Origin of the sequence: Rhodococcus rhodochrous (assembly GCF_014854695.1) — a bacterium.
Taxonomy (GTDB): Bacteria; Actinomycetota; Actinomycetes; order Mycobacteriales; family Mycobacteriaceae; genus Rhodococcus.
In genome coordinates this window covers 60,209-74,292 of the sequence record NZ_CP027557.1, presented here as the reverse complement: position 1 = coordinate 74,292, position 14,084 = coordinate 60,209, and the positions used below count along the sequence as shown (strand labels likewise).

General features: G+C 67.3%; 12 protein-coding genes. 4 read left to right on the top strand and 8 right to left on the bottom strand.

Going from position 1 to position 14,084, the window contains the following annotated elements; all coding sequences use genetic code 11:
* Positions 1-7 precede the first annotated feature (7 nt).
* The 5 genes from C6Y44_RS00345 to C6Y44_RS00325 form a co-directional block, all read right to left on the bottom strand.
* Positions 8-1,195 (bottom strand): amidohydrolase family protein, encoded by a 1,188-nt coding sequence (locus tag C6Y44_RS00345; RefSeq protein ID WP_085468693.1) that lies wholly within the window; start codon positions 1,193-1,195, stop codon positions 8-10.
* 55 nt (positions 1,196-1,250) lie between these two features.
* The gene (locus C6Y44_RS00340) at positions 1,251-2,468 is read right to left on the bottom strand and encodes a cytochrome P450 (protein WP_159417074.1); all 1,218 of its coding nucleotides are present in this window, start codon (positions 2,466-2,468) and stop codon (positions 1,251-1,253) included.
* Positions 2,469-2,502: 34 nt separating this feature from the next.
* Positions 2,503-3,975, bottom strand: coding sequence for an aldehyde dehydrogenase family protein (locus C6Y44_RS00335; protein ID WP_085468691.1), 1,473 nt, complete (start codon positions 3,973-3,975; stop codon positions 2,503-2,505).
* A 37-nt stretch (positions 3,976-4,012) separates the two neighbouring features.
* Entirely contained in the window at positions 4,013-4,873 is an 861-nt protein-coding gene (locus C6Y44_RS00330) for a mycofactocin-coupled SDR family oxidoreductase (protein WP_159417075.1), read from the bottom strand.
* 97 nt (positions 4,874-4,970) lie between these two features.
* Positions 4,971-5,159 (bottom strand): ferredoxin, encoded by a 189-nt coding sequence (locus C6Y44_RS00325; RefSeq protein WP_016691128.1) that lies wholly within the window; start codon positions 5,157-5,159, stop codon positions 4,971-4,973.
* Between the two features lie 229 nt (positions 5,160-5,388).
* Here C6Y44_RS00325 and C6Y44_RS00320 point away from each other — a divergent pair, with 229 nt between their 5' ends.
* Positions 5,389-6,075, top strand: a complete 687-nt coding sequence (locus C6Y44_RS00320) for a TetR/AcrR family transcriptional regulator (RefSeq protein ID WP_159417076.1) — start codon at positions 5,389-5,391, stop codon at positions 6,073-6,075.
* Positions 6,076-6,124: 49 nt separating this feature from the next.
* On the opposite strand, the gene C6Y44_RS00315 is transcribed toward C6Y44_RS00320, so the two are convergent.
* Together C6Y44_RS00315 and C6Y44_RS00310 are read right to left on the bottom strand one after the other, a co-directional pair.
* Positions 6,125-7,354, bottom strand: coding sequence for a CaiB/BaiF CoA transferase family protein (locus tag C6Y44_RS00315; RefSeq protein ID WP_159417077.1), 1,230 nt, complete (start codon positions 7,352-7,354; stop codon positions 6,125-6,127).
* A 46-nt stretch (positions 7,355-7,400) separates the two neighbouring features.
* Positions 7,401-9,053, bottom strand: coding sequence for a thiolase C-terminal domain-containing protein (locus C6Y44_RS00310; RefSeq protein WP_225623681.1), 1,653 nt, complete (start codon positions 9,051-9,053; stop codon positions 7,401-7,403).
* Positions 9,054-9,243: 190 nt separating this feature from the next.
* On the opposite strand from C6Y44_RS00310, the gene C6Y44_RS00305 reads away from it, so the two are divergent.
* Both C6Y44_RS00305 and C6Y44_RS00300 read left to right on the top strand, forming a co-directional pair.
* On the top strand, positions 9,244-10,611 hold the full coding sequence (locus tag C6Y44_RS00305; RefSeq protein WP_159417078.1) for a phosphotransferase family protein: 1,368 nt from the start codon (positions 9,244-9,246) through the stop codon (positions 10,609-10,611).
* Between the two features lie 5 nt (positions 10,612-10,616).
* A complete protein-coding gene (locus C6Y44_RS00300) occupies positions 10,617-11,372 on the top strand; it encodes a FadR/GntR family transcriptional regulator (RefSeq protein WP_085468685.1) in 756 nt (251 codons plus the stop codon).
* Here C6Y44_RS00300 and C6Y44_RS00295 read toward each other — a convergent pair whose 3' ends face one another.
* Positions 11,373-12,773, bottom strand: a complete 1,401-nt coding sequence (locus C6Y44_RS00295; RefSeq protein ID WP_192378603.1) for a wax ester/triacylglycerol synthase domain-containing protein — start codon at positions 12,771-12,773, stop codon at positions 11,373-11,375.
* A gap of 243 nt (positions 12,774-13,016) precedes the next feature.
* Here C6Y44_RS00295 and C6Y44_RS00290 point away from each other — a divergent pair, with 243 nt between their 5' ends.
* A complete protein-coding gene (locus C6Y44_RS00290) occupies positions 13,017-14,075 on the top strand; it encodes an ABC transporter substrate-binding protein (RefSeq protein ID WP_159417080.1) in 1,059 nt (352 codons plus the stop codon).
* The last annotated feature ends 9 nt before the right edge of the window (positions 14,076-14,084 follow it).

The following is a 14,084-nucleotide window of genomic DNA, read 5'->3' as shown; positions in this document are numbered from 1 at the left end:
GGCCGGATCACGCACGCGGAAAATTGAACAGCCCCCGCGCGTTGAGTTCGACGATCTTATGGACGTCCTCGTCGGGCACCAGGCGCATCTGCTCCTGGACCACCTTGCGACTGTTGGGCCAGTTCGAGTCGGAGTGCGGGTAGTCACCCTCCCAGGTGATGTTGTCGATGCCCACGGCCGCGCGGTTGTCGACACCGAACTGGTCGTCGATGAAGCAGCCGTAGATATGCTTGGCGAACAACTCCGACGGCCGGACGCTCTGATTGATGTTCTGGTAGTAGCGGTGCTTCTGCCAGGTCTGGTCCATCCGCTCGAGCATGTAGGGCACCCAGCCGATGCCACCCTCGGAGAGCATGAACTTCAGGCGCGGATGCTTGTGGAAGACCGGCGAGAACAGCAGGTCGGCGGTCGCGTACATCGAGTTGCAGCCGAAGAGTGCGATCATCACCGCCATCGGTGCTTCGGGAGCGGTGATCGGTGCCTGACCCGACGTGCCGAAGTGCACACACAGCGGCTGGCCGGTCTCCTCCACCGCCGAGAACAGCGGGTCCCAGTGATCGGTGTGGAAGGACGGCAGACCGAGCGGGACGGGGTTCTCCACGAACGAGATGGCGCGCGAACCCTTCGCGGCGGTGCGGTGCACCTCCTTGACGGCCTCCTCCACCGACCACAGCGGCAGGATCGTCAGCGGGACCAGGCGATCGGGTGCGGTGGGGCACCATTCGTCGAGAATGTAGTCGTTCCACGCCTGCACGCAGAGCAGGGCCAAATCCTTGTCCTGCCCCTCGAGGAAGACGGTGCCGGCGAACCGGGGGAAGGACGGGAACGACAGGGTGGCCTGCACACCGTCGATGTCCATGTCCTGCACACGGGCCTTCGGGTCGTAGCAGCCCGGCAGCATCTCGTCGTACCGCGTGGGTTCGACGCCGTACTCCTCGGGCTTCTTGCCCGCCACGGCGTTGAGGCCGATGTACGGGTAGATACGTCCCTCGTACTCCCACACCTGCGCGATCTTGGTCGCGGCGTCGAGCGCGCGGTCGCCGTCGCCGACGTGGATGGCCTTCGGCAGTTCTTTCTCGACGATCTTCGGGCCGGCTTCGAGGAACTTCGACGGCAACCGGTCCGACCACAACGCCGGGTGCTCGATCAGGTGATCGTCGGTGGAGATCAGGTGCATGTGGTCCTGCAATGGCATTACGTCCTCCTGGATGTGCGGGGATCGCCGTGCGGGGAGCTCGCGGCCGGCGAACTCAGGCCCGGTCCCATTCGATCGGCAGCGAGGTGAGACCGAGCTGACCGCCGGTCTCGGTGAGCTCGACACCCGGAACGAGGCGGTACTCCGGAATCCGCTTGTGCCACTCCTCCAGAGCGATACGCAGTTCACGTCGCGCGAGGTGGGAGCCGAGGCAGCGGTGTGGACCCGCACCGAAGGCGATGTGGTTGTTCGGTGAGCGTTCGATGTCGACCTCCGCAGCACCGTCGAAGGCCTCCTCGTCGCGGGTCGCGCCGCTCAGCGGGAAGTTCACCATGTCGCCGGCCTTCAGCTGCACACCCTGGAGTTCGGTGTCGTGCATGACCTTCCGGGCCGGAACGACGATCGCGTAGGCGCGGAGGAACTCCTCGACCGCACTGGGGATGATCGACGGATCCTCGACGATGCGCGCCCGATCCTCCGGATGCGACGCCAGGTGATAGAACGTCCATCCCAGGGTCGCGGCCACCGTGTCGAGTCCGGCCATGAACATCAGGAGGCAGAAGGAGAGCAGATCCTCGTCCTTGACGGGCTCACCGTCGATCTCGAAGGTCAGTGCCTTGCTGACGATGTCGTCCTTGGGTTCGGCACGCCGCTCGGCGATGATCGAGGCGAACCGTCCCATCACGGCCTGCATGGCCGCGAACTGACGCTCCCCGTGGGCTTCGAGATCGTTCGCGGTGGCGTGCAGGATCGCGTGTTCCCACTCCATGAACTGGTCGAGTTCCTCGACCGGCATGCCCATGAGTTCGAGGAAGATCGTCGCGGGGAAGACCTGCGCGAACTCGCGCATGAAGTCCACCTGGTTGTCCGACCGCGACGCGATCTCGTCGGCCAGTCCCGCGGCACACTCACGGATGTGTGGTTCGAGCGACTCCACCCACTTGGGTGAGAACAGTGGGCCGAGCTGCCGTCGCCACTGGTGGTGCTCGTCGCCGTCGAGCATCTCCGGGATCCACTTGAAGGCCGGGTTCGGGTCGAGCGGAGTGACGACGCTGTTCGAGAAGGTGTCGGGCCGCTGGAGCAGGTCGAGGATGCCCTCGTAATTCACCACCGAGTAGAAACCCGGACCGAATTCGTTCCGGTAGACGGCGGATTCACTGCGCAGCTCGTCGTACTTCTCGAACCACGTGCCGGCCTTCTGCAGCTCGGTGTAGTTGAAGTTGTGGACGGGGCAACCGGAGGTGGTGGCTCGGTCGGATTCGGCTCGGGTCATGTCAGATCCTTACGAAGAGAAAGTGTGAGGGGGTTCAGCCGCCGCTGGCGGCGCTCCATGTGACGGCCTTGGTTTCCAGGTACTCGTCGAGTCCGGCTGCGCCCCATTCGCGTCCGAGTCCCGACTGCTTGTAGCCACCGAACGGAACGTGCGGGGTCACTCCCCCACCGCCTCCGTTGATCGACACGAAACCGGTGCGGATGCGCTTGGCGATGCCGTAGGCGCGCGCCGGGTCGGCGGCGAATATGCTTCCCCCGAGGCCGAATTCGCTCTCGTTGGCGAGACGGACGGCGTGATCGTCGTCGTCGAACGGGATGATGACACCGACCGGGCCGAAGAACTCCTTCTGCGCGATGTCCATCGAGTTGTCGACGTCGACGAACAGGGTCGGTTCGACGAAGTAACCCTTGTCGAGTCCGGCGGGGCGACCTCCACCGAAAGCGATCTTCGCGCCTTCCTCGACCCCGCGGGCGATGAGCTTCTCGACCTTGGTGCGCTGCGCCTCGCTGATGAGCGGACCCATCATGACACTCGGATCTGCGGGGTCGCCGACCGTGATGGTCCCCAGTCCCGCGGTCACGTAGGCGACGAGTTCGTCGTAGCGGGAACGGTGCACGAGAGTGCGGGTGAACAGCGAGCATCCCTGCCCGGAGTGGGTGACCATGTTGCCGATCACCGATTCGGCGACCTTCGCCAGGTCGGCGTCCTCGCAGATGATGTTGGCCGACTTGCCGCCGAGTTCGAGAACGACCTTCTTCAGGGTGGGGGCGGCCTGTTCGTAGACCGCGCGGCCCACCGTGTCGGAGCCGGTGAAGCTCACCAGGTCGACGTCGCGGCTGGTGGTGAGTTCGCGGCCGGCCTCGGTGTCGCCGGTGACGATGTTGAGCACGCCCGGCGGGAGCCCGGCCTCCTCGGCGATCGTGCCGAGGATCAGCGCCTCGAGAGGCGTCGTGGGTGCCGGCTTGAGGACCGCGGTGCATCCGGCGGCGAGCGCGGGCGCGACCTTCATGATGTTGAGGAAGAGCGGGAAGTTGTACGCCGAGATCAGGGCCGCGACACCGGCGGGTTCGCGCAGCACGACGCCCTGCCCGATGCCCTGTCCGATGGTCGGGAGCACGGGCTTCTCGAAATCGAAGGACGGCAGGATGCGTTCGGCCATGTCGCGGAAGTGCTGCAGTGGAATACCCACCTGCAGGTATTCGGCGAGTGCCCGGGTGGAACCGGCCTCGGCGATGCTCAGGTCGACCAGTTCGGCGCGGCGCTTGTCGAGGGCGTCGGCCATGCGCAGCATCACCTGGGCGCGTTCGTGCGGGGTCATGAGCGGCCATGGTCCCTCGTCGAACGCGCGCCGGGCGGCGGCGATCGCCCGGCGGACGTCGGAGACGGTGGCCTGCGGGGCGCGGCCGACGAGTTCGCCGTTCGCGGGATTGTGGACGTCGAGGATCTCGCCGCCGTCGCTGTCGACCCAGGCACCGTCGATGAACAGCCGGGAAAAGTCGTGTGTCACAGGATTCTCCGTACTGGGCAGGAACTGCGTGCGCAGTTCAGAAGGCCGGGGTGGCGGGACGATTGCGCACGTAGCCGCCGGCATCGACGCGCATCTGCATGCCCGTGATGTACCGCGACTCGTCGGAGAGCAGGAACAGCACCGTGTCGGTGACGTCCTCGGGTTCGACGTAGGGCACGTTCATCACGCTCATGACGGGGAAGACCGGCAGGGCGTCCTCGAGGGTGGGCGACTCGAGATCGGGCCGGAACTGCCGGTACATCACCTCGCTGTTGAGCATGTCGGTGTTGCAGTTCGTGGGGTGTACTGCGTTGACGCGAATCTTCTTCGGTCCCAGCACGACCGACAGGTCGTTGACGAACGACGAGATCATCCGCTTGGCCAGGGAGTAACCGAGTCCGCCCGTGCCGTTGGTGGGATTGTCGGTGGCGCCGGGGAGCAGGGCCGCGAGGCTGCCGGTGGCCACGATCGACCCGCCGTCGGCGAGGTGCGGAAGGCCGGCCTCGACCGCGTTGACGACACCGACGAAGTCGACGGTGAAGGCGTCCATGAAGGCCTGCGGATCGTCGGTTCCCAAGGGGCAGATTCCCGCCTGGGCCACGATGCCGTCGAGCCGGCCGAACTCCTCGGCGCCGCGCTGCACGGCGTCGAACAGGGCCTGGCGGTCGCGGACGTCGGCGACGGTGGTGAGCAGTGTGCCGCCGGCCTCCTCGACGAGGCGGGTGGTCTCGGTGAGATCCTCCGGCGACGCCAGGGGGTAGGCGTTGGTCTTGATGTTGTCGCAGAGGTCGACGCCGATGATCTTCGCGCCTTCGCGCGCCAGACGCACTGCGTGAGTGCGTCCCTGACCGCGGGCGACGCCGGTGACGAAGACGACTTTGTCCTGCAAACGGCCCATGAGGGGTGTCCTTTGCTTCGGATCCGGTGGGAGGGGAGGTGTGAAGAAACGGACGAGATCGGTTGTCGTGCAGACTGTTCACATAGGTAACGAGAATTCAGGAGAGCGTGATGGCCCGCTCGGGGCAAGCGGCGACGCCGGCGCGCACCGCGGCGTCGACGGGTTCGGAGACCTCGCGGTCGAGCGGTAGGGCGTATCCGTTGTCGTCGATATCGAAGACCTCGGGGGCGGCTTCCCAGCAGCGCGCGTGGCCGGAGCATTTGGCGGTGTCGATCGTAAGTCTCATGAAGCCCTGCTTTCGACGTGGACGAAAGAGACGAAGTACTGACGGTCGCGGCAGATCGTGAGACCGAATCCCCCGATCGGTCTCACTGCCTGAGACTCATTGGACACACCGTAGCAACATCGGATGCGTAAGTCGAGACCTGGATCACACTTTTTACCAAGTTTACTATGTCGCGGTGTGCGTGCCCCGGACGACGTGCAGTGACCACCGTTAGGGTGAGGTGGTGCCGATGGACGAGTCCGTGACGACCAACGAGATGAGCTTGCGCGAGCGCCTCGTCCGCGCCGCCGACGAGGAGATCCGGCACCGCGGCACCGTGTCCGTGAGCATGACCGCGATCGCTGAACGCGCAGGTGTCTCCCGAGCGACGGCGTTCCGGCAGCTCGGCGGGGCCCAGGAGATGATCGTCCAGGTAGGGCTGCTTCGCGCCGAGCGTCATATCGAACGCGCACTCGACCGCTCGGCCGGCCACGGCGACATCTTCGCCAAGATGGAAGACACGATGGCCTATAACGCCCGGGAACTCCCCGAGGACCCGGTGATCGTCGCTCTCATGGCTCAGCATTCGGCGTCGGCGCGCCATCCCGACATCCTCGCCGTCACCTCGGCGGTCTCCGAGCCCCTGCTCCGCACCGGACAGGAGGCAGGACTCATCCGCACCGACATCCCGCTGGAGGAATTGCTCGAATACCTCATCGAGCAGACCTTTCTCGCGGCCGAGGACCCCAAGCGCTCCGACGAGGCCGCACGCCTGCGCTTTCGCAGATATGTCGTCCCCGCCCTACGCCCTCAGCCCTCCGAGGGCGGTGGCGATGCCGCACGCGAGGACCTCGAGAAGGCCCTCGAGGCGGCCACCGAGGCGCTCGCCGTCGCGAACCGCGCGGCACGCAGGTTGAGGCACGACGCCACCGAATGACGTGACGCTACAGGGTGATCCTGACGTCACGGGATGGTCGTGGACCGTATTACGTGACGGCCCCGGCGATCTTGAGTTCGATGAGCTTGTCGTCGTCGAACCCGAGTTCGCGCAGGATGTCGTCGGTGTGTTCGGCGAACTGGGGTGCCCGCGTCATCTTCACCGGCGCGTTGTCGAACTTCACCGGGCTCGCCACGAGCTTCTGCGGCTTGCCGTCGGCGTCGACCACCTCCACGATCCGCCCGTTCGCCACGAGCGCTTCGTCGTGCCCGAGATCCCAACCGTCCTGCACCGGCGCCCACTGCCCGGTCAGGGACGCGAACACCTCGAGCCAGTCGTCGTAGTCGCGTTGCGCGATCGCGTCGGCGAACCAGCCGCCGATCTCCTCGGCGTGCTGGAAGATCGCCTCCATCGACGCGAAGCGCTCGTCGTCGACGAGGTGTGCGAGACCGAGAGCGGTGACGAATTCGTTCCAGTAGCGCGTGGGCTGGAGCATCGAGAACTGCAGCCAGCGTCCGTCGGCAGTGCGGTACGAGCCGCTGAGGGGATTGCCGGGCGCGGCGGTCTTGCGCTGCACCTTCGGCAGCGGACCACCGGTGAACAACGAGAGGTTGACGGAGAACTGGGTGGCCCAGGCTCCCACCGCGAGCAACGAGACGTCGACCTCCGACGGCTGCCCCGTGCGTTCCCGGCCGGCGATCGCGGCGGCGATCCCGCCCGCGATGGTCATGCCACCGATGTTGTCTCCGTACGCGCCGGACGGCATGAACGCCATGTGGTCGGCATCCGGCGGCATGACACCGTCGGCGCTTCCGCCGCGCGCCCAGAATGCCGTGGCGTCGTAGGCACCCTTGTCGGCGTCGGGACCTTCGGTGCCGAAACCGCTTCCGGTGACGTAGATGATCTTCGGGTTGATGGCGCGGACGTCTTCGAGGGTGATCGAGAGCTTCGCGCGCGGTCCGGGGAGGTAGTTGGTCAGGAAGACGTCGCTGCGCCGGATCAACTCCTCGAGGACCGGTCGCGCCTCGGGGTTGGCGAGGTCGATTCCGATGCTGCGTTTGCTGCGGTTGGGTCCTTCCATGATCGGCGCGAACGACGATCCCGCCTTGCTCGCGTCGAGCCCGAGCACACGGACGAGTCCGCGCTGGGCGTCACCGTTCTCGGCGTGCTCGACCTTCACGATGTCGGCTCCCCAGTCGGCGAGCACGGCGCCGGCGGCGGGAACGAAGGTGAACTGTGCGACCTCGAGAATGCGGATGCCCTCCAAGGGACGGTCCATGACGACTCCTGACCTGATCGGGTACGGGTGTTCGGGATGTTCTTCGCTAGCGGGTCCGGAGGAGCATCGCGCCGGACGGCACGCCACCGCCGGCGGTCACGACGGCGACCTTCGCGTCGGCGACCTGCACCCCGGGGGCCTGTCCCCTCAACTGCAGCACCGCCTCGCGGACGAAGCCGTAGCCGTGGGTGCGACCGGCCGACAGCTGACCGCCGTGCGGATTGAGGGGCAGCACACCGTCGACGGAGATGCCCTTGCCGCCGTCGATGAAGTCGGCGGCACCACCGAATTCGCAGAAACCGAGACCTTCGAGCCACGACAGCGCGTTGAACGTGAAGCCGTCGTACAGCAGGGCCACGTCGACGTCGTCGGGTCGCAGATCCGTGCGACTCCACAGGTGTGCAGCCGGGCCGAGCGACTGCGGGAGGTGTGTGAGCGTGCCCTGGTCCCAGGAGAGGTTCTCCGTGATCTGGGTACCGACGGCCTCGACGAGCACGGGTTCGTGCCGCAGATCCGCGGCGGCGTCGATCGCGGAGACGACGACGGCGACGGCCCCGTCGACGGGCACGTCGCAGTCGTACAGCCCGAAGGGGGTCGAGACGACGCGGGCCGAGAGGTAGTCGTCCATCGTGATCGGATCCCGGTACACCGCTTCGGGATTGGCCGATGCGTGGTCGCGGGCCGTGACAGCGATCGCGCCCAGGGCGTCCTTGGCGTCGCCGTAGCGGTGAAAGTAGTGCGAGGCCTGGCACGCGATCCAGTTGGCGGCGGACACCGCGCCGAAGGGGTGCCGAAATTCGAGCATGCCCGAAGCCCTGCCGCCCCCGCCCGACCACTTCCCGGCCTTCACCAGTTCGGAGTGCGTCGACTCCCAGACGGTGCGGAAGCACAGCACGTGGCGGCACAGACCGGATGCGACGGCGAGCATCGCCGCGACGATCGAACCGTTCTGCCCCGGCAGGTCGCCGCCGCCGTTCACCCACACCGGGCGGATGCGGAGGGCCTGTTCGACCGGCATGATGCCGCCCTCGGAGATGCCTCCGGGAGCCGCGCCGGGATAGGTGGACAGGCCGTCGATGTCGGCGAGCGTGAGGCCGGCGTCCTCCACGGCGCGCAGGCACGCATCGACGGTGAGGGTCAGCGGATCCACCATGAGGCGTCGGCCGACGGCGGACTGGCCGACACCGGTGATCGCGACCCGGTCCTCGAACCTGTCGGTCGAGACCGGGGTACGGACATGCGCGCGCACGTCCTCGGGTTCCGGCAACGGGCCGGGTTCGTCGCCGGCCTCGGGGTCGGGTTCGAACAGCGGCAACCAGATGTCGTCGGCGGCCTGTTCGAAGACGACCCGCACACGGTCGCCCACCGCGACCTCGCCCGGTTCGCATCCGACGATGTTCGTCGTGAGCCGGACGCTCGGGTCCTCCTCCAGTGCGACGATCGCGATGACGTAGGGCGGTGGGAGATCCGGAAGCCACGGCTGGGCGTTGACGGTCGCGCCGACGACGACGGCGCGTCCCGAGACGGGCTGCAGCGAGATCTCGCGCGATGCGCACTCCGAGCACAGCACCGCGGTGGGATGCATGAGCTTTCCGCAGGCATCGCACTGTGCGACCCTCAGGACACCGTCGGCACCGGAGGCCCAGAACCCCGCTGTGGTCAGGGTGGGTTGAGGCAACGGTCTTCGGGACGCTCCCACAGGTATCCTCCCTGTCCGATCACCAAGTTAGACAACTTGGGGACGGATGCTAGCACCGACTATGACCCACGTCACCATCCATGCCGAAGCTCGTGGGAAAGCGTGCGGAACACTACCCAGACCGCATCGAGATATATAACCTAGTGCACAACCATCGGGGTGACAGCGCACGAAGGAGCAGGGCACGCACATGACCGAGAACCGAGGCGCACTCGAACCGGCCCTGCTGGAGTGGGTGTCCGAGACGGCCGGCGGAACCATCGTGGAGATCGACCGGCGACCGGGCGGCGGCCGCCGCGAGGCGTGGATCGTGGACGTCGAGACCGGCGACGGCACGATCCTTCCGCTCTTCCTGCGCTACGACCGGCTCGATCCGGCGCAACGCGGAGACCCGTTCACCCTGCACCGCGAAGCGCACTTCTACCGCGCGTTCGCCGATTCCCCGGTGCCGGTGCCCCGCATCGTCGGAGTCCACCCCACCGAACAGGCCATCCTGTCCGAGCGAGTTCCCGGGCAGGCCTGGTTCTCCCGGATCCGCGACGAGGACGAACGCGTGTCGGTGGCCTCCGATTTCATGCGCATCCTGGCCGAGATGCACCGCGTCGACCCGCACCGTTTGCAGCTGCCCGACCAGCATCCGGAGACGGGACTGCGACAGCTGGTCGCGCAGGAGATCGACACCTGGGAGACCGTCTACCGCGACGCCGGCGGGAAGGCCGATCCGCTGATCGAACTCGCACTGACCTGGGTGAAGCGGAACATTCCGGACGTCGACGGCCCCGTCGTCATCGTCCAGGGCGACACCGGTCCGGGGAACTTCCTCTACGAGAACGGCAGGGTCACCGCAGTTCTCGATCTCGAACTCGGTCATCTCGGCGACCCTCACGACGACCTCGCCTGGGTCACGACCCGCGCGGTCCAGGAGCCGTTCACCGACATCCACGATCGCTTCGCCGACTACGAACGCGCATCCGGGACCACGGTCGACCTCGATCGGGTGCGCTACTACCGGGTGCTCGCGGAACTGCGCATCGTGATCCTCGGGCAGGGGAACGCCGCCCATCCGGATCCGTTGGCCGAGGTGGGAAATGCGTTGCCCTACGGGCTTCTGCACCGCCGCCTGCTCGTCGAGGCCCTCGCCGACGTCCTCGGCATCGACCTCGACACGCCGAACGACGTCGAGGCGGAATCGACCGAGCGCGAATGGCTCTACGACGCTGCCCTCGAACAGATCCGGCACATCATCGTGCCGCGCAGCGAGGACGCCTTCGTCATCCAGCGCAGCAAGGGACTCGCCCGCATCCTGAAGTATCTCCGCGACGCGGACCGGTACGCAGATCGCATCACCGAGCGCGATCTGGACGATCTCGAAACCGCGCTCGGGTCGCGACCCGACACCGTCGTCGACGGCACCACCGTGCTGGTCGAACGGCACCTCGCCGGTGAGATCCCCATCGACGACGTCCTGACGGTGTTCGCCCGCCAGATCGCCGGGCGCACCCAGCAGTTGCGTTCGGCCATGGGCGTTCTCGCCGAACGTCACTTCGACGTCCTGTAGGCACGGTGGAGACCCGAGCGATCCGCAGCCCGAAGGCCGCGGAAGTGGTGGCGCGGACCCTGCGCCGGATGATCGTCGAGGGAGCCCTCGTCGACGGCGATCATCTGCCGCACGAGGCAGAACTCATGGAGCACTTCGCGATCAGCCGGCCCACCCTGCGCGAGGCCGTCCGGGTGCTCGAGGCCGAACGTCTCGTCGAGGTGCGGCGAGGTTCCCGGGCCGGAGCGCGGGTCCGGGTTCCGGGTTCGGAGGTCGTCGCGCGACCGGCATCGTTGTTGCTCGAATTGTCCGGTGCCACAGTCGCCGACGTGTTCGATGCTCTCGAGGCGGTGGAACCTCCTGCCGCACGTCTCCTCGCGATCACCGGGACCGAGGTGGCGTTCGACGAACTCGAGCGCTTCGTCGACGAGGAGATCCCCGCAGCGTTCACGACCCGCGATCTCGGTGTGGCGGCCGCGCGGTTCCATCTGCGGATGGTGCAACTGTCCGGGAACGCGACGCTGGCGCTCATCGCGGGAATGCTCCACGAGATCTTCGCCCGGCACACCGGCGAGGTGGCACGCGAACGCATGTCGCTCGCGAATCCGGATACCGCGGAGAACTTCATGCTGCTCGTGCGATCGCTGCGGCGTCTGATCCGGTTGCTGCGCCTACGCGACGGCGACGGTGCGTTCGAGCACTGGCAGCGGCACATGCACGCGTCCCGGCTGCTCACGCTCGAGGGGGATGCCGGCACACCGGTGCGCGATCTCCTCGACTGATCAGGGGTGCGAGACCGCCGTTGCGGACAGCGTGGTCTCGATGCGCGTGCCCTCGCCTCCCACCGCGAGCACCTCACCGAAGCCCTCGGCCAGCGACTCGACGAGGACGGGCAGGTCGGGGACGGCGGCGGAGTCGGCGTTGATTCCGATGCAGCAGTGGTTCGTGTGCGACATCAGGGTGATGTTGACGGCCGAGCCGACGGTGGGAGCGAACGGGTAGTACCTCAGCACCTCCGCCCCGGCCATGTACAGCGGGATCGGGGAACCCGGGACGTTCGACGCGAGAAAGTCGATGTGCTCGAGGATTCCACCCAGCACACCGGCCGGGAGCACGTTCAGCACACCCGCGATGGCGGACGAGAGCGGCACGGCCGGTTCGTCCCGCCACGACCGGACGATCCGGTCCACCCGGTGCATCGATGCGACCGGATCGGCGATGTCGAGGGGAAGCGCGAACCGCGCCAGGGTGATCCGGTTGCCTCCGATCGCGTCGCCCTCGCGCCGGAGACTGATCGGCAGCGTCGTCCTCAGTTCGGCGACCTGCTCACCGTGCCGGGAATGGTAGTGCCTCAGCCCCAGCAGGATTCCGGCCAGGAAGGCGTCGTTGAGCGAGGAGTCCGCTGCCCGTCCGGCCCGCCGCAGCGCGTCGAGCGGCAGATCGAGGGCCGCGACCTCCCGAACCGTGCTGCGGCCGACCATCACCGGAGACAGCGTCGTGAACACCGGCTGCACGAACCGGGCCGTCGAACGGGCCGTGTCCACGACGCTGCGCAGCGCCGCGACCGGATTCGTCACCGACCGCAGACCGGAACGCACGAGCCATGGCACACCCCTCCCCACCATCTCGCCGGCCGTCGAGAGGTACCAGCCCACGGAATCGGCGAGGTCCGATGCCGGAGCCGAGGCCGGCGAATCCTCGGGCAGTGGCCCGCGGTCGGTACCGTCGCGCTCGAAGTCGACCATCTCGTTCGCGATCTGGATGCCGCCGATACCGTCGGTGAGCGAGTGGTGCACCTTGAGGACGATCGCGGCGCGACCGTCGTCGAGGCCGTCGACGATCGTCGCCTCCCAGAGGGGACGGTCCTTGTCGAAGGCCGACATCGCCGCGGCACGCACGAGCGGGAGCACGGTGTCCAGTCCCCCGGGATGCGGGAGCGCGATGCGCCGCAGATGCCAGGACAGATCGAAGTCGGGGTCGTCCACCCACCGTGGTGGGGTCCGCCCGAACGGGGATTCGACGAGCTTGCGACGGAAGCTCGGCACCGCACGTGTTCCGCGCTCCATCATCCGGACGAAGCGCTCCTGGTCGGGTGACCGGTCGAGCAGCGCCACCGCGACGATCGTAGACCGCAGGACGGGGTCCTTCTCCATCCGCCAGGACATCAGATCCGGCTGTGACATGTGCCGATCGTCCGCACCCATGCGCGCCACCTCCCCCGCCTCCGGTTCTCCCTCGCACGGTAACCGCCGCGATGCGCGGATACTCGCGATATCGGCCCTCGAACAGCACCGATGGGCCGGATCGAGGACCTTTCGCTCACGCTGACGCAAACCCTGGTCCCCCGCCGACGGATCGCACAGGATCGGTGACGACTTCGACGCCGTCGAAGATCGCTCCCCATCGCCAGAACCGTGAGGAAGTCCATGCCCCGTCTACGTCGTGCCGGATCGACGGCCATCATCGCGCTCCTTCTGACCGCGGTCGCGGCATGTAGCTCCGGTTCCTCGGGCGACGGCGGCCTCGGTTCCGACAGCGCGCTGCCCACCGAGATCCCCGCGGGCACCAAGCTCGTCATCGCCGACCAGGGTGAGCGGCAGCTGTCCCTCCTCACCGGTTCCGGACAACTCGACGCGCTGCCGTTCGAGTACGAGTTCGCGACCTTCCAGGGCGCGCCCGCGATCCTCGAGGCGTTCCGCGCCGACGCGGTCGACGTCGCGTGGGCCGGCGAGATCATGACCGTCCAGTCGCTGGTCGCCGGTGACGACGTGCAGGTCGTCGCGGCCATGCAGACGAACAACAGCCTCAATATGGGCATCGCTCCGAACGCTTCGGACATCGAGACGCTCGCGGATCTGAAGGGCAAGCGCATCGGCTACGCCGAGGGCACCTCGCAGCAGGCCTTCGTGCTCCGTGGCCTCGACAAGGCCGGGCTGTCGGTCGACGACGTCGAGCTCGTGTCGATGTCGTTGCCGGACTTCCCGGACGCGCTGCGCTCCAACCAGATCGACGCCGCCCCGATGAGCGAGCCGGTCTTCTCCCGCTACATGCAGACACCGGGCGCGACGTCGCTGCCGCGCCCCGAGATCGAGGACCTCAGCGAAGGCATCTCGTACCTCTACTCGAGCAAGAAGGCCCTGTCGGACCCGGCGACCGCCGCGGCGGTCCGCGCCTACGTCACCGCGTACATCACGTCCGTCGACTGGGCCAACAACAACCGCGACGCGTACATCGACACCTACTTCGTGAAGAGCCAGGGCCTGACGGCCGAGGACGGCGAGCGCATCCTCGACACCTCCGGGATCACCACCTTCCCGCACCTCGACGAGGAGCTCATCGAGATCCAGCAGCACACCATCGACGTGATCGATGCCGCCGGTGAACTGCCCAAGCCCGTCGACGCCGCCGACGCCTTCGACCTGCGTTTCGACGAGGTCGTCACCGAAGCGGTCGCCGAGACCGGCGCCTCCCACACCCGCAGCTGACCTTCCGAG